Annotated in this window: 19 protein-coding genes and 1 pseudogene; 2 read left to right on the top strand and 18 right to left on the bottom strand. The window is 42.3% G+C overall.

Annotated features, from left to right (window positions below):
• Positions 1 to 15 precede the first annotated feature (15 nt).
• The 12 genes from rfbA to KP625_RS12270 form a co-directional block, all read right to left on the bottom strand.
• Complete coding sequence (gene rfbA / locus KP625_RS12325; RefSeq protein WP_238298133.1) at positions 16 to 885, bottom strand: glucose-1-phosphate thymidylyltransferase RfbA; 870 nt, start codon at positions 883 to 885, stop codon at positions 16 to 18.
• A 60-nt stretch (positions 886 to 945) separates the two neighbouring features.
• Positions 946 to 2031 carry a dTDP-glucose 4,6-dehydratase gene (gene rfbB / locus KP625_RS12320; RefSeq protein ID WP_238298131.1) on the bottom strand — a complete coding sequence of 362 codons (1086 nt, stop codon included), beginning with the start codon at positions 2029 to 2031 and terminating at the stop codon, positions 946 to 948.
• A gap of 92 nt (positions 2032 to 2123) precedes the next feature.
• Positions 2124 to 3305 carry a MerR family transcriptional regulator gene (locus KP625_RS12315; protein ID WP_238298130.1) on the bottom strand — a complete coding sequence of 394 codons (1182 nt, stop codon included), beginning with the start codon at positions 3303 to 3305 and terminating at the stop codon, positions 2124 to 2126.
• A gap of 387 nt (positions 3306 to 3692) precedes the next feature.
• On the bottom strand, positions 3693 to 5129 hold the full coding sequence (gatB, locus tag KP625_RS12310; RefSeq protein ID WP_238298128.1) for an Asp-tRNA(Asn)/Glu-tRNA(Gln) amidotransferase subunit GatB: 1437 nt from the start codon (positions 5127 to 5129) through the stop codon (positions 3693 to 3695).
• The gene (gatA, locus tag KP625_RS12305) at positions 5129 to 6622 is read right to left on the bottom strand and encodes an Asp-tRNA(Asn)/Glu-tRNA(Gln) amidotransferase subunit GatA (RefSeq protein ID WP_238298126.1); all 1494 of its coding nucleotides are present in this window, start codon (positions 6620 to 6622) and stop codon (positions 5129 to 5131) included. Before gatA ends, gatB begins: the two co-directional genes overlap by 1 nt.
• 13 nt (positions 6623 to 6635) lie before the next feature.
• Positions 6636 to 6923: an Asp-tRNA(Asn)/Glu-tRNA(Gln) amidotransferase subunit GatC gene (gene gatC / locus KP625_RS12300; protein ID WP_177970218.1), complete on the bottom strand. Its 288-nt coding sequence runs from the start codon at positions 6921 to 6923 to the stop codon at positions 6636 to 6638.
• A gap of 318 nt (positions 6924 to 7241) precedes the next feature.
• Positions 7242 to 8990: an aspartate--tRNA ligase gene (gene aspS / locus KP625_RS12295; protein ID WP_177986012.1), complete on the bottom strand. Its 1749-nt coding sequence runs from the start codon at positions 8988 to 8990 to the stop codon at positions 7242 to 7244.
• A gap of 378 nt (positions 8991 to 9368) precedes the next feature.
• Positions 9369 to 9851, bottom strand: a complete 483-nt coding sequence (ybaK, locus tag KP625_RS12290; RefSeq protein ID WP_238298124.1) for a Cys-tRNA(Pro) deacylase — start codon at positions 9849 to 9851, stop codon at positions 9369 to 9371.
• Between the two features lie 50 nt (positions 9852 to 9901).
• Positions 9902 to 11680, bottom strand: a complete 1779-nt coding sequence (locus tag KP625_RS12285; RefSeq protein WP_238298123.1) for a diguanylate cyclase domain-containing protein — start codon at positions 11678 to 11680, stop codon at positions 9902 to 9904.
• 586 nt (positions 11681 to 12266) lie between these two features.
• Positions 12267 to 12857: an NADH peroxidase gene (locus tag KP625_RS12280; RefSeq protein ID WP_117781549.1), complete on the bottom strand. Its 591-nt coding sequence runs from the start codon at positions 12855 to 12857 to the stop codon at positions 12267 to 12269.
• Between the two features lie 446 nt (positions 12858 to 13303).
• On the bottom strand, positions 13304 to 14668 hold the full coding sequence (locus tag KP625_RS12275; RefSeq protein ID WP_238298122.1) for a UDP-N-acetylmuramoyl-tripeptide--D-alanyl-D-alanine ligase: 1365 nt from the start codon (positions 14666 to 14668) through the stop codon (positions 13304 to 13306).
• Positions 14669 to 14687: 19 nt separating this feature from the next.
• Positions 14688 to 15233 carry a DJ-1 family glyoxalase III gene (locus tag KP625_RS12270; protein WP_021985345.1) on the bottom strand — a complete coding sequence of 182 codons (546 nt, stop codon included), beginning with the start codon at positions 15231 to 15233 and terminating at the stop codon, positions 14688 to 14690.
• A 247-nt stretch (positions 15234 to 15480) separates the two neighbouring features.
• On the opposite strand from KP625_RS12270, the gene KP625_RS12265 reads away from it, so the two are divergent.
• Positions 15481 to 16002, top strand: coding sequence for a CYTH domain-containing protein (locus KP625_RS12265; protein WP_238298121.1), 522 nt, complete (start codon positions 15481 to 15483; stop codon positions 16000 to 16002).
• Positions 16003 to 16091: 89 nt separating this feature from the next.
• Here KP625_RS12265 and KP625_RS12260 read toward each other — a convergent pair whose 3' ends face one another.
• The 3 genes from KP625_RS12260 to KP625_RS12250 all read right to left on the bottom strand — a co-directional run bounded on the left by KP625_RS12260 (position 16092) and on the right by KP625_RS12250 (position 18302).
• A complete protein-coding gene (locus KP625_RS12260; RefSeq protein ID WP_238298120.1) occupies positions 16092 to 17777 on the bottom strand; it encodes an ABC transporter ATP-binding protein in 1686 nt (561 codons plus the stop codon).
• 164 nt (positions 17778 to 17941) lie between these two features.
• The gene (locus KP625_RS12255; protein ID WP_238298119.1) at positions 17942 to 18103 is read right to left on the bottom strand and encodes a hypothetical protein; all 162 of its coding nucleotides are present in this window, start codon (positions 18101 to 18103) and stop codon (positions 17942 to 17944) included.
• On the bottom strand, positions 18090 to 18302 hold the full coding sequence (locus tag KP625_RS12250; RefSeq protein ID WP_238298118.1) for a hypothetical protein: 213 nt from the start codon (positions 18300 to 18302) through the stop codon (positions 18090 to 18092). The genes KP625_RS12255 and KP625_RS12250 overlap by 14 nt, the downstream gene beginning before the upstream one ends.
• Before the next feature lie 272 nt (positions 18303 to 18574).
• Between KP625_RS12250 and KP625_RS12245 the strand changes: the two genes are divergently transcribed.
• Positions 18575 to 18961: an adenylate cyclase gene (locus tag KP625_RS12245; RefSeq protein WP_238298117.1), complete on the top strand. Its 387-nt coding sequence runs from the start codon at positions 18575 to 18577 to the stop codon at positions 18959 to 18961.
• On the opposite strand, the gene KP625_RS12240 is transcribed toward KP625_RS12245, so the two are convergent.
• The 3 genes and pseudogenes from KP625_RS12240 to KP625_RS12230 all read right to left on the bottom strand — a co-directional run bounded on the left by KP625_RS12240 (position 18958) and on the right by KP625_RS12230 (position 20689).
• A complete protein-coding gene (locus KP625_RS12240; protein ID WP_117781533.1) occupies positions 18958 to 19362 on the bottom strand; it encodes an LptM family lipoprotein in 405 nt (134 codons plus the stop codon). The genes KP625_RS12245 and KP625_RS12240 overlap by 4 nt on opposite strands.
• 40 nt (positions 19363 to 19402) lie before the next feature.
• Positions 19403 to 20247 (bottom strand): annotated as a pseudogene (rhuM, locus tag KP625_RS12235) (RhuM family protein).
• A gap of 112 nt (positions 20248 to 20359) precedes the next feature.
• Complete coding sequence (locus KP625_RS12230; RefSeq protein WP_238298116.1) at positions 20360 to 20689, bottom strand: hypothetical protein; 330 nt, start codon at positions 20687 to 20689, stop codon at positions 20360 to 20362.
• Between the last annotated feature and the right edge of the window lie 14 nt (positions 20690 to 20703).

Here is a 20703-nt window from a genome sequence, read left to right as displayed (position 1 = left end):
TTATCCTGTTGTATCTTATAAGCCGTTTGCAACATCTACCAGATACTGGCCATATGCAGTCTTCATCAATGGTTCTGCCAGCTTCAACAGCTGTTCCCGTGAAATAAATCCACGTCTGTATGCAATCTCCTCGATACATGAAATATACATACCCTGCCGCTTCTGGAACGCAGCTACAAAATCTGCCGCATCGAGCAGCATATCATGATTGCCGGTATCCAGCCATGCAAACCCGCGTCCCAGCGTCTCAACCATCAAATCTCCCATACGCAGATATTCATTATTAATGGAAGTAATCTCGATTTCGCCTCGCGCTGACGGTTTCACATTCTTTGCAATGTCTACCACTCGGTTATCATAGAAATAAAGTCCCGGCACAGCATAATTTGACTTTGGATGTTCTGGTTTTTCTTCAATGGAAAGTGCCTTTCCATTCTCATCGAATTCTACCACACCATACTCCCTTGGATCTTTTACGTAGTAACCGAAAATAGTTGCTCCTTTTTTGCGTTCAGCCGCATGCTTTAATACCTTCGAAAAGCTCTGTCCATAGAAGATATTATCGCCAAGTACCAATGCCACACTGTCCGATCCAATAAAGTCTGCACCGATAATAAATGCATCCGCAAGTCCTCTCGGCTGTTCCTGTACGGCATAAGTAAACTGCATTCCAAGCTGCTCACCTGTACCAAATAATTCCTCAAACACCGGAAGATCACGCGGTGTCGAGATGATCAGCACTTCCCGAATACCCGCAAGCATCAATGTCGATAACGGATAATAAATCATCGGTTTATCATACACCGGCATGATCTGCTTGGATACTGCTTTGGTAAGTGGATATAATCTTGTTCCTGAACCACCCGCTAAAATAATTCCCTTCATAAAAATCTCCTTTCATGGACTATATTCTTATATAAGACATGCGCGCATAATTCGCACATCTTATCTATTTGCGTACATGTCCTCGTAATACTTCTGATAATCGCCGCTTGTCACATTCTTCATCCAATCCTCATGCTCGAAGAACCATGCGATTGTCTTCTTGATTCCTGTTGCAAAATCTGTCTCCGGATACCAGCCGATTTCTGCTTTAATCTTATCCGGTGCAATTGCATATCTTCTGTCGTGACCCTTACGGTCTTCCACATAAGTGATCAAATCCTTCGATACAAGTGCACGTCTCGGATCATCCGCCGGAAGCATCTCCTGCAATGTGTCAATAATAATATTGATAATCTCAATATTCTGCTTCTCGTTGTGTCCGCCAACATTGTATGTCTCGAACAGACGTCCCTGCTCCTGAACCATATCGATTGCCTTTGCATGATCCTCTACAAACAGCCAGTCACGCACATTCTTGCCATCGCCGTAAACTGGAAGCTTCTTTCCCTGCAATGCATTGTTTATAATCAGCGGAATCAGCTTCTCCGGGAACTGATAAGGTCCATAGTTATTACTGCAGTTCGTAATATTGGCAGGGAACTTATACGTATCCATATATGCCTTTACGAGCATATCTGAGCTTGCCTTACTTGCGGAATATGGGCTGTGCGGCTCATATGGTGATGTCTCATAGAAGAATGCGTTCTCATCGTCCGGAAGAGAACCATACACCTCGTCCGTTGATACGTGCAGGAACTTCTTTCCTTCCTTAAATGTACCATCCGGCAGCTCCCATGCGGCCTTTGCACAGTTCAGCATAACGGCTGTACCAAGTACATTTGTCTGTACAAACACTTCCGGATGCTTGATACTTCTGTCTACATGAGACTCCGCTGCAAAATGTACGACACGGTCGATATCATTCTCTGCAAAAATCTTCGCGATTGCTTCCTTGTCGCAGATATCTGCTTTCACAAAGGTATAATTCTCGCGGTTCTCAATATCTTTCAGATTCTCCAGATTGCCTGCATATGTCAACACATCAACATTGATAATGCGAATCTCGTTGTCATACTTCTTAAACATGTAGTGAATATAATTGGAACCGATAAAGCCGGCACCACCTGTTACCAAATACGTTCTCATCTTTTTCCTCCTTAAATCCAAAACAAAAACTTATACAAATATCATTTTCTCCATTATACAAGGTGCCCTTAGGGCATAGTCAAGGGTTTTTTTCATTTTTTTGCAATAAATATTCCCGCATCCTTGGTAATATGAAATCCACCAGCAGTTTTCTTCTTCATAAATGCACGAAATTCCTTGTATTTATGCGCGATGTACTGACTCTGATTTCCATGACATGATAGAACATAAGAGATCAAAGGTTCTGCATCATCAATCTCGATTGCATCTTCATACTGTCTCCATTCTACATGTTTAAATACGCGTTCAAGCATCTCCACTCCATTTTCTTTTCCAAAACGGTCATACAGATTCTCCGCCGCAAGTATGATTCTCGTATCAAACTCCAATACAAGCTGACTGATTTCTTTCATATGGTCAGAGCCATAGGTTCCTGCAACAAGCATACCTCCCGGTTTTAAAACACGTCTGATTTCCCTGCATGCTTTTTCTATATCTTCACAATAAAACAATACGTGATTTGCAATAACCAGATCAAACGTATCACCCGCAAACGGGATCTGTTCACATTCACATAACTCATAAGAAAAAGCAGCATCTTCCCTGCCGATTTCACGTCTCGCATCACGCAGCATCCCCTCCGAAATATCTGTAACCGTAATGGTTACATCCGGAGGCAGTCTGTCTGTATTTTCGACCCAGATATCGCCCGCCCCACAACCAAGCTCTAGAATCTTCTGCCCGGCTTTCACTTCCATCTGCTCATAAATCCATGGAAACCAGCCTTGCGGATTGACCGAATACTGTTTGTGCAGATTAATCCGCGCCATAATATTCGATGCGTCCTTATATTGCTTCTTCAAAATCCCCTCCAGATCTGTCACCTGAATCAATTCAAAAAGCTTTGTCCAATCCACTTCCCGGTCAGCCTGCAGATCTTCTGTTGCCTCACGGATTGTATTAGACACCAGTTGTAATTGCTCAATACGATCTTCGACCAGCTTCTGCTGGATATTCAAAGAATTCACGATAAAATGCTTATCCGCATCATCTACCTGCATCTCCCTGATATCGCTCAGCGAGAATCCAAGATATTTGAGCAGTAGAATCTGCTGGAGCTTTGCGAGATCCTTCTCCGTGTAGTAACGGGCGCCGGAATCACTGACAAAGGAAGGTTTCAGGATATCCTTCTCGTCATAATACCGTATGGTTTTCTTCGTAATATTCGCTTGTTTCATAAACTCGCCTGTCGAGTAATATCCTTCTTTTTTCATAGTGTTTTTCCTTCAAATCGCGGAACACTGACGGGTGAAAAATCAAATTCAAAAAATTCACGTTACAATTTTTATGAATTTGATTTTTCATCCCGCCGTGTTCCTCACATACTGACTCAATAAAGAAAATAGTATCTATTCAAATATAGATATTACTTCTCCGTAGTGCTTACCTTTATACTCTGATTTTATTATAATTTCTCACATTGCACAAGGCGAACCGTTTTAAGTGAAGAATATTTTCATAAATAATTTTACTTTCCGTTTTTCCTTTACCAGAACTCCAGGATGCAAAAAGTCCACCTCACAAAAATTGTAACGTGAATTTTTTGAGGTGGACTTTTTTACAGCCTGGAGTTCGTCCGTAAAGCCACTCGCAAGCCAAAATTATTTACTTAATTCTTCGCGCAGAATACGGTTAACCTCAGATGGATCCGCCTTACCCTGCATCGCCTTCATCGTCTGTCCGACAAGTGCACCGATGGCTTTCTCTTTACCGCCCTTGAAGTCTGCGACAGACTTCGGATTCTTCTCGATGACATCTAAGATGACGGTACGAAGTGCGCCCTCATCGTTGACGGTCTTCAAGCCGTGTTCCTCGACATAAGCTTCCGGATCGACATCCTCTGCAAATACCTTCTCGAACACTTCCTTTGCGACCGTACCATTGATAACTTTGTCATCGACCATCTTGATGATAGCTGCAAGATTCTTCGCTGAGAATTTTAAGTCGTCGGCATCGATGGATGCTTCCTTCATCAGACGCATCGTCTCAACCATCAGCCAGTTCGATACCTTCTTTGGTGCTGCGCCAAGTGCAATCGCCTCCTCAAAGATATCTGCCAGTTTCTTGGAATTGGTGAGAATGTCAATATCATAATCCGGAATATCATACTCTTCCTTATAACGGATACGCTTCTCATCACGTAACTCCGGCTGACGACTGCGGATCTCTTCCATCCATTCATCGCTGATCATAACCGGCACCAGATCCGGATCCGGGAAGTAACGATAATCCTGTGCATCCTCTTTTGAACGCATCGCATAGGAATACTCCTTTGTATCATCCCATCTTCTCGTCTCCTGAATAACCTTCTCACCGGACTCGATCAGATCAATCTGACGTTCCTTCTCGTTCTCGATTGCTCTTGCAATCGCCTTGAAGGAATTCAGGTTCTTCATCTCGGTTCTAGTACCGAACTCTTCTGCACCCACTTCGCGGACAGACAGGTTGACATCGGCACGCATGGAACCTTCGTTCAGCTTACAATCCGAAGCTCCAAGATACTGGATGATCAGTCTCAATTTCTCAAGGTAAGCAATGACTTCCTCTGCGGAACGCATATCCGGCTCGGATACGATCTCGATCAGAGGCACACCCGAACGGTTGTAATCAACCAGTGAGCTGTCCGTATACGGATCATGCACCAGCTTACCTGCATCCTCCTCCATATGAATCTCATGAATGCGGACATATTTCTTATTTCCATCAACCTCGATTTCTACCTTACCATTTCTGCAGATTGGATAATAAAGCTGCGAAATCTGGTAGTTCTGCGGGTTATCCGGATAGAAGTAATTCTTACGGTCAAACTTGCAGTTCTGTGTGATCGTACAATTCGTTGCAAGACCAACAGCGACTGCCTTCTCAACAACCGCCTTATTGAGCACCGGAAGGGATCCCGGCATGCCGGTACAAACCGGACAGGTATGTGTATTCGGTGCACCGCCAAATGCAGTCGAACATCCACAGAAAATCTTTGTCTTCGTGGCAAGCTCTACGTGAACCTCCAGACCAATGACTGTCTCATATGTTTTACTCATTATGCAAGCCCCCTTTCCGCTTCCACGGTGCCAAGAGCATCCGGACGCTTATAAGTCTTTGTACATTCAAATGCGTATGCTGCACGGATGATTGATTTCTCATCAAATGTCTGTCCGAGCAGCTGCATGCCGACCGGCATACCATCCTTATCCTGTCCGCATGGAAGGGAAATACCCGGCAGACCGGCAAGATTTACGGATACTGTATAAATATCTCCCAGGTACATCTTGATCGGATCACTTAGAGATTCTCCCATCTTCAGTGCTGTCGTCGGTGCAACCGGTCCTAAGATTACATCGTATTTTGCAAATGCTTCATCGAACGCTTTCTTGATCAGTGCCTTTGTTTTAAGAGCCTTTACATAATACGCATCATAATAACCGGAGCTAAGGACGAAAGAACCAAGCATAATACGACGTTTTACCTCTGCACCAAAGCCTTCGGAACGAGTCTTCTTATACATATTGTGAAGATCACGGTACTCTGCGGTACGATAACCATATTTGACACCATCGAAACGCTCTAAGTTCGAAGATGCCTCTGCGGATGCAATGATATAATAAGCAGGAATCGCATATTCTACCATACCAAGGTCGAACTCTTCTACGATCGCACCTTTTTCCTCAAGCTTCTTTGCAGCTGCAAGCACGGCAGTCTTGACATCCTCGTCGATACCCTCTGCAAAATAATCTCTTGGAATACCGATCTTCATGCCCTTTACATCGTCCACTAATGCAGATGTGAAATCATCCTCTGCCTGTGCATAGGAAGTGGAATCCTTGTCATCATGCTTACAGATGGCTTCGAGGATCGTTGCACAGTCTGTTACATCCTTGGCGAGTGGTCCAATCTGATCAAGCGATGAACCATACGCAATCAAACCATAACGGGACACTCTTCCGTATGTCGGCTTGATACCTGTCACACCGCAGAATGCGGCCGGCTGACGGATACTTCCACCTGTATCAGAACCAAGTGCATACGGAACTTCCTCTGCTGCAACAGCTGCCGCAGAACCACCGGAAGAACCGCCCGGTACCTTGTCTGTATCCCACGGATTTCTTGTCACGCCATAGAAAGAAGTCTCAGTTGTACTTCCCATAGCAAACTCATCCATGTTTGTCTTTCCGATGATAACCGCGCCTGCCTCCTGCAATTTCTCAACGGCAGTTGCTGTATAAGTCGGAACGAAATTACTCAGAATCTTTGAAGAACAGCTTGTAAGCATGCCATTGATACACATGTTATCCTTGATGGCAACCGGAACACCAGCCAGCGGTCCAATAAGCTCTCCATTGTCAATCTTTGCCTGAATTGTTTCCGCCTGTGCCAGTGCACCTGCCTCATCCACAGTGACGAAACAGTTATATGTCTCGTCTAATGCTTTGATTCGCTCCAGACACGCCTTTGTTGCCTCTACGACGGTCACTTCTTTGTCTTTTATTTTCTTGCCGAGTTCAACGGCGGTTAATTTCAATAAATCTTTACTCATTTATACCGCCTCCTTAGTCAAATGTCTTTGGCACTTTATAGCAGCCATCTTTTTGCTCTGGTGCATTTGCCAGAAGATTATCCCTGTCATCCGCATTTGTCACAACATCCTCGCGGAATACGTTACTGACCGGGAATGCATGGCTCATCGGTTCCACGGAATCGGTGTCGAGCTCATTTAATTTGCTGACATATTCCAGCATATTTGACATATCCTGCTTCGCCTGCTCCTTTTCTTCATCGGAAAGCTCGAGCTTCGCCAGAATACCTACATAATCAATTGTTTCGTCTGTAATCGTCATATTTTTCCTCCTATAATGCTTGCGAATCTACATATTATAGTTTGCGAAAATAATCAATAAATCTGCTGGTTCTGAGATGTTCGGATTTATTTTCTACGCAGACGCGCTCCCGCTCGGTTCAGCACGTAGTGGTACTAAATTCGTGCCAATAAATTGTCACTTATTAAGTACCAACGTGCTTCAACGGTCTGCTTAAGAATAATAAATCCGAACATCTCAATATACTACTCTTCTATTGATTATTTCCGCAAACATATCATTCGTAATAAGCAAGCAATTTATATGAAATCACAACTGCCTTCTCTTTGCTGAAAAATACTACTGTCTTACCTTGATATGAACTTCACGGAGCTGCTGCTCTGTGACTTCGTTTGGTGCGCCACACATGAGATCCTGTGCGGTTCCACTCATAGGGAATGGAATAACCTCTCGGATATTCTCCTCGTTACGAAGCAACATGATCATACGGTCGACACCCGGAGCCATACCTGCATGTGGTGGTGCTCCAAACTGGAATGCATTGTAAAGTGCTCCAAACTTCTCCTCCAGAACACTCTTATCATAGCCGGCAATCTCAAATGCCTTCTCCATAATCTGCATGTCATGATTACGAACGGCACCGGATGAAAGCTCCACGCCATTACATACGATATCGTACTGGTATGCGAGAATGTCCAGTGGATCTTTTTCATTTAATGCCTCTAAGCCGCCCTGTGGCATAGAGAATGGGTTGTGTGTAAATCCAATCTTCTTCTCTTCCACATTGTACTCAAACATCGGGAAGTCGTTAATGTAGCAGAAACGATATGCATTCTTCTCAAGCAGATCAAGACGGTTACCAAGCTCGGTACGAATCTGTCCTGCAAAGAGAGCTGCCTGCTTCTCTGTATCTGCGATGAAGAAAATCGTATCAAGTTCCTTCAAACCTGCAAGATCTTTGAGTTCCTGCTTCATATCATCCGGAATAAACTTGTCGATTGGTCCCTTGTAAGAACCATCTTCCAATACTTCGAGATATCCGAGTCCGCCCATACCGATAGACTGCGCGAACTTCAGCATCTTCTCATGCTGTCCCTTGGAAAGCTTCTTCTGTACTGCAATCGCACGGACGGTCTTGCCGTGGAATGGTGCAAATGTACATCTCTGGAAGAACTCTGTCACATCGATGATCTCAAGTGGATTCCGAAGATCCGGCTTATCTGTACCATATTTCAGCATTGCTTCCTTGTAACTGATGATCGGGTATGGTGCTTCTGTGACGGTGTATCCCTTCGGAGCGAATTTCTTAAATGCTGCGGTAAGCACTTCCTCGCCAACCTTGAATACGTCTTCCTGTGTTGCAAAGCTCATCTCAAAGTCTAGCTGATAGAACTCACCTGGGGAACGATCTGCTCTTGCATCCTCATCTCGAAAACAAGGTGCGATCTGGAAATATTTATCAAATCCGGACACCATCAAAAGCTGCTTGTACTGCTGTGGTGCCTGCGGGAGTGCATAGAACTTACCCTTGTATCTTCTGGATGGCACGATATAATCACGTGCACCCTCTGGAGAAGATGCGCAAAGGATTGGTGTCTGAATCTCCATGAATCCCATCTCTGTCATCTTCTGACGAAGGAATGAGATGACATTGGAACGGAAGATCATGTTCTCCTTTACCTTACGGTTACGAAGGTCTAAGTAACGATATTTCAGACGAACGTCCTCACGGACTTCCTTGGAGGTTGTCACCTCGAACGGAAGCTGCTTGTACACCTTTCCTAAGATATCTACCTCATGTGCTTCCAGCTCGATCGTTCCGGTTGGAATCTTCGGATTGTATGTCTCCTCGTCACGATGCTGTACCAGTCCTGCTACGGAGATACACTGCTCCTTTGTGATTCCATCGAGCAGCGTTGTATCACGCATAACGACCTGCATCACGCCATACATATCGCGTAAATCCACGAAGGATACGCCACCATGGTCACGGATGTTCTCTACCCATCCGGCGAGTCTGATTTCTTTTCCGACAAGGTCTTCTGATACTTGCGCCATTGTCATGTCTCTGTAAATGTTTGCCTGCATTTTCCTATCTCCTTTTCTGCATTAAAAAATCCCGAAGTCAAATGTGCTTTGACCTCGGGACGAATGTACATGAGTTACATCCGCGGTACCACCCGCATTGAAACCATCTGTAAAATAAATAAGATAATTTCCTCTCTTCATTCGTAACGTGAATGCTTCGGATAAACCTAGACCTCTTAAGATGTAAATCCACGTAGGCTTCAGCTTATCAGCTCCGGTAGTGTTCCACCAGACATGGTGTCATGTTATGGCTCTCAGTCGGTGACCATATTCCCTGTCATGTCCTGTTGTCGGTAGTCTCCTTCAACGCTTTTTCCCTATAATCGTTTCGATTATAAGCTAATTATCGGCAAATGTAAAGGGATTTATGCGATTTTTTTATTCCTTTACGAGATCACGGGTCTCGTATTTCAGAATCTTCCGGAGTGCTTCCGGACTTACCTCCACCTGATAGCCGATCTTTCCTGCCGAGAACATAATCGTATCAAAATCATTGGCGGTCTGATGGAAGAACGTACGGAACTGCTTCTTCATTCCAAGTGGCGAACATCCACCATGAATATAGCCGGTTAACGGCAGCAATTCTTTTGACTTGATCATCGCGATGGATTTCTCACCGGCAGCCTCTGCCGCTTTCTTCAAATCAAGCTCCTGATTGACCGGAATCACAAACACATAGTGTTCGCCGGATTTGCCGACTGTGACCAGTGTCTTAAATGCCTGATCCGGATCCTGGTGCAGTACCTCGACAACCTCCATGCCGCCGACCGCATCCGTGCCTGCATAGCAGTAATGCTTGTATTCGATTTTCGCCTGATCGAGCAGACGCATCACATTTGTTTTCTCTTCTTTTTTACCCATGTTGTTGCCTCTTTTCTATTTTGCTTATTGAGATGTATGGGCACTGCCAATCACATTTTGTCATAATATGAATCAATCAGAGCACAATCCATAATCAACACATAAAATACATTTCCATAATACCGGTTCTTTACGATTCTTCCATGATCGAATACCGGCCGATACGTTCCGTCTTTTTTCGCAAAACGGAATTTGACATAATCATTGTTTCCACTTTTTTCCGAATCAATCTGCTTCCAGATGCTCGTCTCAACCGCATCCTGCTCCTCCGGATGAATCAGGTTCCGGAATCGCTGATCCGTATATGCAAGGAACTCATCAAAATCCTTACATCCCGCAAATTCTATCAACTCCTGATTCGCAAATAAAATGCGATCATTCGTTTTATCTGCAATGTATATCAGAAATGCCCCCGGCAGATTCCTTGACACATCCTGAAGTGCAAATCCCAACTGGCTTCTATTCTGCACTTTGTAGTTACCCTCATACGCACAGCAGCTATGCTTTCCGTGTAATTTCACCGCATAAAGTGCCATATCCGCACAGCAGATTAATTCCGATACATCATCACAATCCTTCGGATATTCTGCATACCCAAGCGAAATATAAAATGGACGTTTCTCTCCATTCTGTGTGATATATCTAGGCTGCATAGTGAATTTCTCGATTTTTTCCTTCGCTTCTGCCCCCGTCATTCCTATCAGAACCGCCGAGAATTCATCGCCACCATTTCTGCATAGAATCGCATCCTTTTCAAAAGCATTCCGCATACTCTGCGCAAGTATCCGAAGCGCGGTATCACCCGCTTCATGTCCATACATATCATTGATAAATTTGAAGTCATCAATGTCTGTCTGAATTCCCACGCAATGCGCATCCGGGGTATCCTGTATTGCACTTTTGATTTGTTCATCAAACCCATCCCGGTTCAAAAGTCCGGTTAGTGGATCCGTGATTGCTATCTTCTTTAATACCTCCCGATGGAATTCGATTACAAGAATGACAATCATCAATCCCGTCAAAAATAATACAATGAAGAATCCAAGAACCAGATTCGGAAGTATCTTCCTCCCTTGCTTCCATCCATCTTTTGGCGTGACTGCCAGATTAAATGTACAGCCGCCGAATTCAAACGTATATGTAACCGGATTTGTCAAATCTTCTTTCGAGAAGGATAATCTCTCACGTTCTTCCGAAAGCGGAGAAACCGTCTTGGTCAGGCAGTAATCATACCCAAACTCCGTAAGAGCCTGCACCGACTCTTCAAAAATTTCCGGAACCCGGATAATCACTATGGTAAATCCCCAGAATACAGGATTCCCATCCGCCGCCTCAAGATAGACAGGATAGCGAACTGCAATTCCACGGCCTCCCTGCTTTAAATCAAACGGTCCCTGCATCGTTACACAATTGTTATCTCTTCCATAGCGGCAGATTTCCCCACGGTTTTCATCATGAAGCAGGTCTATCTTTCCTGCCTCATTTCCTTCCGCCGGGTAAATCTCTGTGACAACCCCATCCGGTGCAATTTGTATGCTTTGAACAAAATCTGACATCAGATTCTCAGATATCTTTTCAAAATTGTCAATTGTCCCATTCCCGCTGATTATGATCGCTTTCAGTGCATCGGCAATAGCAACTCCGCGGTTCATATCGTCGCGCAGTCGTTCCGCATAGGTGCTTGCATTCAGCTCCGTAATCATCCGCACCTGTTTTCGGTTTGTATCATAAGAATGATGTATAAATGCTGTCAAAATCAAACATCCGACTACAAAAGTCAGCAACGGAAGCATCCATTTTTTATTATATTGTTTCTGAAGGAATCGCATTGTTTCGTCTGTCTCCTCAATCTGCACCCGATCTCATTCGGTTCAATAAATTGTCCTATATTCTATCGCATTTTTTCCCATTTGACAATCCGATGATTTTCTCCAACTCCGTCAACTTCCGATATTTCTCTCTAATACTTCTGTTATTTTCTCTTCAATCACATACATGATGATTGCCGTCACGCAGTTTTTCGTTATGCTATTGGGAGATTTTTTCAAATCCATTATTTTTTCCCAAGCAGTTTTGTCGTTTCCGGTTGCCGTTGGGGAAAAATCTCTTATTTGAAAATTTTACCCAATCATTTTTCATATATTTGCCTGAATGCTTGGGGAGATTTTTCTTATTTTTCTTTTTTACCCAATTGCAGTTTATTTTTCTGATCGGAATTGGGTAGGTTTTTCAAAACAGCAAAATTTCCCCCAATATGGTTAAGTATGGCATATATGACTACATACCATGCCCCATTCACAGCCCTTCGGGCTGTTTCATGGACGGCTCGCGCCGTATAATAAAAAGAGAGAAAACCTCTCTCTGTGAGCAAGCTCCCATCGATGTTTTCTCTCTTTTTATTGCATGGCTTGTAGCTTAACCAAAGTACCTCTTAAGTAATCCTTCTAATGCTTTGCCATGTCTTGCTTCGTCTCTTGCCATCTCATGAACCGTGTCATGGATTGCATCCAGATTATTCTTCTTTGCACATTTTGCAAGATCTACCTTTCCTGCTGTTGCGCCATATTCGCAGTCCACTCTCCAAGCAAGGTTCTTCTTTGTAGAACTTGTCATGTTTGGCTCTAAGTCCTCACCTAACATCTCAGCAAACTTTGCTGCATGCTCTGCTTCCTCGTAAGCTGCCTTCTCCCAGTAGAGACCGATTTCCGGATAGCCTTCACGATGCGCGATTCTTGCCATGCAAAGGTACATACCAACCTCAGAACACTCACCATTGAAGTTTGCTTTAAGCTGATCGAAGATAAACTTCTTATCCTCGTCGCTGATTTCCGGGTTGTTCTTAACAGTAGAAGCATATACGCCAAACTCATGCTCTGCAGCCAGTGTCATCGCTCCGTCTTCTACTTTCTTGAACTTATCTGCACCAGCATGGCAGATTGGGCACTCTGCCGGAGCTGCGTCACCTTCATAAACATATCCACAAACTGTACATACAAATTTCATAATAAATCTCCTTTCATTCTTCCACATGTTTATACACATGATATACTTTGCTATAATATCTGCAATTATACAAAATGATACTTACGAGAACTGATTGATCCACATTTTCTAAATCAGTAATGATTATCATTTTTGTTATTGTTAATATAGCACACCATATTCTGACTGTCAACCTGTATTTTCATAATTTACGGATTTTTCACAATTACATCCTATCATGCCGCCAGATTATTTCATATGTGTTTTCGCATTCCACTGGCTCGTGCAAGTGTAGCCGCACAATACGCACGCTCTTATCTATATATAGTCCCATGATTTCACACATCAACATATGTACAAGCATTTCCATTGCTTACCACATTAAAAATGAGGTCCTATGCATCCATAGAACCTCATCGGATACACAAATTTTTTCATCGCCATGCCACTGTCACAATTCATGTATCTTATTATCCAAGCATATTATTTACAACTTCATCCAGATGCATACCATTCGAGCCTTTGATCAGCACGATATCTTCCGGCTGCATCACAGAAAGCAGATACAAAGCAACCTCGCCGTTGTCCTTGAAGCTGTAACAGTTGATATCAGAATTACTGTCCTTCACGCCCTGCATGATATGCTGTGCCAGATCCCCGACTACGACCAGCTCATCGAGCTTCTTCGTCGCCACGTATTTTCCGACTTCATAATGATACTGCTCTGCATTTTCGCCAAGCTCGAACATATCGCCAAGCACCGCGATTTTCTTACCCGTTGTCTCCAGATCCTCCAGCACATCCAGACTTGCCTTCATGGAATCCGGACTTGCATTATAAGTATCATCGATGATCGTGTATTTACCCGGAACACGGATCAGCTTCTGGCGAAGCCCCTTGAACTCGGAAAGTCCGACTGCTGCCTTCTCCAGATCCAATCCCATATAATCCGCGATCGCAAGACCGACCAGTGAATTTCCGACATTGTGCTTGCCAAGTGCGTTGAGCCGCACATGCACACGCGTGTCTCCATGCACGAAATCATATACATACTGGTAATCTTCCATATGCAGATTCTCCGCCCGGTAATCGCAGTCCGCACCAGTGCCGTATGTAAATGTACGGACGCCGGTATCACCTTTCACTTCTGCAAGCAGTGCATCATCGCCATTTAGGAACAGCACACCATCTGGGCTCATATGATTGATAATCGACAACTTCTCTTTGCGGATGTTCTCACGCGTCTTCATAAATTCGATATGCGCAACACCGATCATCGTCACGACACAGATATCCGGCTTCACCATGTCAGACAGAATCTCCATCTGTCCCGGTTCGCTGATACCCATTTCAAGCACGGCTGCCTCTGCGTTCTCGTCAATCCGTCGAAGGGTCAGCGGCACACCGATCTGGGAATTCAGATTGCCCTCGGTCTGATAGACATTTAAGCATCCCGAAAGTACGGTTGCAATCATCTGTCTCGTTGTCGTCTTTCCAACACTTCCGGTCACACCGATAACCGGCTTCTTAAACTTCCTGCGCACATAAGCGCCGATATCCTGCAATGCCTTTTCTGTATCACTCACGTAGACAAACGGCTTCTCCGATACAACAATATCGGTATGCTGTGATGTCAGGGTTGCCGCACCTGTGTGAAGTGCGCTCTCGATAAAACGATGCGCATCGACCCGCTCCCCGATGATCGGGACAAACAAATCGCCCGGCTTGATCTCCTTGGAATTGATGCAGACATCTTTGATCTCTGTATTTTCATCGCCACACAGCAATACGCCGCCTGTTGCTTCCAATATATCCTTTATCGTTAATCTGTACATAACGTCCTCCCGATTGGAATTACCATTTATAAACTATACTATTCGCCAAAGACTTCGCTGTTTCTTCATCCTTCAGGATTGTAACCAATGTGAGTGCAAATGCAATCGCTGTCCCAACGCCCCGGCTTGTCACGAAGTTTCCATCGACAACGACCGGCTGCTCCTGCCAGTTTGCACCAAGCAGCTTGTCCTCCATGCCCGGATAGCAGGTTGCATTCTTTCCTTCGAGAAGTCCCATCTCTCCATAGATGGTTGGTGCTGCACAGATTGCTGCAAGCAATTTTCCTTCCTTGTCTGCTTTCCGGATCAGATCTGCCAGACCTTCATGCGCCTTTAAGTGCAGGGTTCCCGGCATACCGCCCGGAAGCACGATCACATCCGGATCGTCCTGCTCTTCAAAGAGCTTATCTGCCAGCACGGGAATCTTCCGTGCACCGGTAATTTCTTTCCGTCCCATAATGGATACCATATCTGTCTCGATGCCTGCGCGCCGCAGCAGATCTACGACGGTCAGCCCTTCGACCTCTTCAAAACCATCTGCAAGATATACATTTACTTTACTCATATGCATCCTCCTTGCCCTGCGCATCATGAAACCGGTTGATTTCCGACCCGCAAACATGTATATTCATCTTCTAAAATTCCACTTTCCTTCTATTATAAAATACATTATAATTTACAAGGAATCATTGACCGGTTATGGTTTTACGAATTTGTATCTAACAAATGTTACAATTCCATCCCATAATTACATGTAGTATATAATAGTTTGTGGAAATCTTCAAGATATTCCAGACACGGAGGAACAAAATATGGAAATCGAACGCAAATTTTTATTTCATAAACTGCCAGATCAGCTAGACACATATCCACATTACGGCATCGAGCAGGCATATGTGACGACCAATCCGGTGATCCGGGTACGCAAGAAAACCTTATACGACGCAGCATCTGCAGTCTCTGATTACCAATATGTCCTGACTGTCAAAAGCAGTGGTATGTTAGCCCGACAGGAATTTGAGCTTCCGATTGACGAAGCTGCTTACCGGACACTCTGCGCCAAGGCAGACGGCAATGTGATTGCGAAAACGCGCTATAAGATTCCGCTTAATCAGGGGCTTACCTTAGAGCTTGATATCTTCGAAGGATTGTTTGATGGGCTTGTTATGGGCGAAGTGGAATTCCCGGATGAAGAAACAGCCAAGAACTACACCTTACCGGATTCTTTTGCAGTGAAAAAAGAAGTGACGTATGATACGCATTTCCACAACAGTACGATGAGCGTGATGCGCAAAGAAGAAATCGCACAGTTTATACAGTCACTTTCTGCATAATTAGCGTTGTTTTCAAACGAAACATCCCCGGAGATTTTTGGTGGTTAACCATGTCTCCGGGGATGTTATTTGTTCTGTAAAAAGTTCAATTATTGCACATTCGCATTATACAATTCCTTAAAATAAGAATCCGTATGTAATAGTTCTTCAAAAGTCCCTTGTCCAACAATCTTCCCTTCTCTAAAGAGAATAATTCTGTCAAAACCGGCAATGGAATTCAATCTATGCGCAATCGCAATGACCGTTTTATCTTTCATTTTTAGCATAACCGATTTCATTACATTTTCTTCAGTTAAATTATCCATTGCAGATGTTGCTTCATCCAAAACGACAAGTTCAGGGTTTTCAAACCACAAGCGTGCGAATGCAAGTCTTTGTTTTTCTCCTCCTGATAAGCAAGTACCTTTCTCTCCAATTTCAGTATCTAAACCTTCCGCAAGATTCTCAACCAAATGAGATAATTGCACTTCCTTCAATGCGTCCAGCATTTGTTCTTCTGACACATTCTTCTCAAATACCAGATTTTCCTTTATTGTTCCATCAAAAACAGGAACATCCTGCGATATGTAGCTGACTCTGTCATACAAATTATTAAGGCAAATTCCACTTAACTCCATATCACCTAAGTAGATTTCTCCCTGATTGTATTTTAGTAATCCCAGTAATATCTTAATCACCGTGGATTTCCCAGAGCCACTTTCACCTACAAAAGCTATTTTTTGTCCCCGTTTTATGAACAGGCTCAAATCATCAATAATTTTCCGTTCTTCAAATTGAAACGACAAGTTTTTTATCGATATTTCACCAATGTCCGTATGAATTGCGTTACCATTTCTTAATTGATTATCCTCTTTTAAATCTAAAAATTCTTCAAATCTCTTATAGGACGCCTTATCCAATTTATATTGAACATAAAGTACATTAAAAATAGCTATCGGCGTGTAAGCATTTTCAATCAGCGCAATGAGTGCAACTATAGATCCCACTGTAAGATTTTTTGTTTTCCATGCGTAAAATAAAATACCAATATCTAACATTGCCACAAGTAGCGCAAATATTGTAAAAAAAGTTTCATGAATCATATTCATTTTTACTTTTGATGATACAATATCCTCTTTTGCACTATGGGTTTTCTTTATTTCACTCGGAAACTGTTTGCTCATACGGAACACCAGCATTTCCATAAAGCCCCTGACCAGAAAATGATTGAATAGCTCCTCACTGTTCAAAATCTTTTCTTTTATTTTGTATAGAAACTTTAGCAGAATATTGGTTATTATAAAAATAAGTATATAGCCTACAAACAAAATGTAAGTAATTTTTTTATCAATCTTCCAAATAAAATATACACTAAAAACAATAGTAGGAAGTAAATCACGAATCAAACGCAACCAGAAATTGAATACTACATTTCTGCCTGCGGATGAACCATTCTCAATCCTTTGAACAAGTTTTCCAGTACCTATTTTCTGATATTCCGTATAATCGATTGTACTTATTTTTCTAAGCGATAAAAGCTTAAAATCCAGATAAATACCATACTCCAATTTCTTTTCCGGATAATTATCCAGATAATTCATACAATAATTTACCAGCAAAATAAGACCGTAGGTTATAACTCCTGCAAATGTAAGTGTTCCAGCCGCCAATCCGTCAATAACCTTCTGAAAATAGTCCGTTTTGTAATTAGCCATAAATGCATTAAATATACCTAGTCCAATGTAAGCCAATACCCATAATTTGTTATTCTTTAGAATTTCTTTTATATAGCGCATAACTGTACTCCTTTAATATTATATTTCAATCATTTGGACAGTACAGTTAACGACTGCTAGCAAGTTTATTTTCACCTCAGCACAATCTGCCAACAGTTTACATCAACTGTACTGAGTAGATACCTCGAATAAATTTCATATCCGCTTCACCTCTTTTTAAAGTTTTATGCTTTTTTATTTTCCCGTGTTTCCAGTACTTCTGTGGTAATTACATCCACATCATATTCTGGAGCATATTTCTTCACGATATCGTAAATTGGCTGGATATCTTTGACAGGTTCTTCGAGTTCATCCGCAATCTGTTCAAGTGTTTTATTCTTCTGCAATACAGCGGTTCACCGCATCTCTGATTGCAACCTCATAATCCTTCTCGCCCTTTTTTGCCTTTGCGAGATTCTCATTTACATATCCAACAAATATCATATACTCCCGCAATGTCTGGCTCCGCTTCTTCAAATCCTCATTATTCCCCGGATTGATATTATACACGGTGCACATCACTTTTGTACTCTCTGTTTGCCACATTTCGTCCTCCTTTGGCTTTCGCAGGAGAAATCCATCTGCAAACACAGACTTAAACTATCTTCCTTGAATACCCCTGCATCTTAAATTAAATGAATTGAATTTAAAAGCATGAATGTTCAAGAATAAATAATTTGACTATTCGTAGAAAGCAGCTGTCTTGCAACTACTATATGAAACTTATGCTTTGAAAGTAGGCTAACATACTTAAACTATGCCGTCAAGGACTTTTTCAAAAACGCTTGACAGATATTCCAGACACGGAGGAACAAAATATGGAAATCGAACGTAAATTTTTATTTCATAAACTGCCAGATCAGCTTGACACATACCCACATTACGGCATTGAGCAGGCATATGTGACGACCAATCCGGTGATCCGGGTACGCAAGAAAACCTTATACGACGCAGCATCTGCAGTCTCCGATTGCCAATATGTCCTGACTGTCAAAAGCAGTGGTATGTTAGCCAGACAGGAATTTGAACTTCCGATTGATGAAGATGCTTACCGGACACTCTGTGCCAAGGCAGACGGCAATGTGATTGCGAAAACGCGCTATAAGATTCCGCTTAATCAGGGGCTTACCTTAGAGCTTGATCTCTTTGAAGGATTGTTTGATTGGCTTGTTATGGGCGAAGTGGTAATCCGGAATTCATTTTAATATCCATGGTCAACATGTTGCCATTGTCCGCCATTTGTTCTAACTAAAATCCACTTCCAATCATTGTATGTACTATTTGGATTCAGAGAACCATCTCCTCCAGATGAATCAACATCGAACGAAGATAGCAAAACAATGACTTCATCTGCATTGTTCCTATCTGCCCAATCTTGATGGTCTTTAGAACTGTCATCCCCTGCATAATAAATTTCTGTAAGAGTACATCCATTCCAGTTGCTCTTAAACTCTTTTTTTATGGTGTCAATAGCAGTTGCAATGTCCTCTTCAGAATATATTTCAGATTCTACATTATGCGTATTTACTTCATTAACATTTCCGCCACAAGCACTCAAACTAAATACAAGCAGAATACATAGCATTGCACATACAATCTTTTTCATAATTCACACTACCTCCATCAATTGCGATTTGTTGAAGTGACTATTTCTTCGTAAATTTAGTCAACTGACTTACACTATCCAGAAAATCTTTCTCAACGGGACTAATTGTCCTTGCTTTATATTTTCTATATTCAGTTTCAGCCTTTTTCATCGCTTCTATATGAGAAATTGAGCCATTTCCTTCTAGTAAATTTTCCCCTGTTGCAATCAAAATCTTATCCAAATGCTTTGACCAATCATCCATTGTCATAGGAATTTCTTTCTCTGCTTGACGTTCTGCAAAATCAAGATATCCTGACACTAATTGTCCCATAGCATGTAGTTCCTTTTCGTCAAGATAATTCTTAGCAATTTTTGCTTCTCTAAGAGTGGGTTGGTCACCACCAAAAGAAGTCAATCCCATAAACTCTTTTTCAGCATCTGCTCTGTTATAAATTACTTCTGCTGCCGTTTCTCCTGAAATTGCAAAATGAATTTTATTTTGAACTTTCTTAAAAAACAAAATAGATTCTTGAGACGTTCATCATCCATTGCAAAGCCTTTTTTCATATATTCCTTAAGAATCGAACTTGCCCATATTCTAAACTGAACTCCTCGCTGCGATCTTACTCGATATCCAACAGAAATTATCATATCTAAATTATAATAATTGGTCGGTTTCTTAGAAAATTCGGAATTTCCGAATTTTTTCATTGTGGATACCTGTTGTAATTCACCGTCTTCATAAATATTTTTAATGTGTTCATTAATTGTAGATTTTGATTTTTGAAAAAGGGCTGCCATTTGATCTTGCGTAAGCCAAACATTATCATCTATGAACGATACCTCGACCTTTGTAAGACCATCCTCTGTGTTATATATAATAATTTCCGAATTATTTTCCATACAAAACATCTTTCATATTCAATCTATAAACCATTCTTTATCAAGGTCTTTAACCAACTGCTACAAATTCCATTTCTTCTCCGACCAACCATGTAACAAGCTTAAAATTCACCTATTGCTCTTTATACTTCCTTTCGATGCACAAACTATAAATCGCCATGATTACTATCGTTTCCACCATTACTCCCAATACTGACAGTAAAATGAACGGAGAATTCTGTCCTGAAACGAGCGGCAGTCCCAAGGCAATGAAAATCACTCCATAAATAACAAACAGCTTACCAACTGCACGATTGTAGCCCGTTACATCATTTACAGATATTGGTCTTATGTTTGCCCAAAAGCCAACCGTCTTTTTTGAAAGATATGCTCTTACGCCAAGACCGATAATAATAACACCAACAATCGCCCATATAACAAACCCTATCATATTTCTGGACATAATCTCCCTCCGTC

The organism is Eubacterium sp. MSJ-33, assembly GCF_022174665.1.
GTDB lineage: Bacteria > Bacillota > Clostridia > Lachnospirales > Lachnospiraceae > Coprococcus_C.
The sequence above is the reverse complement of the archived record's forward strand: the minus strand, read 5'-3'. Positions and strand labels throughout refer to the sequence as shown.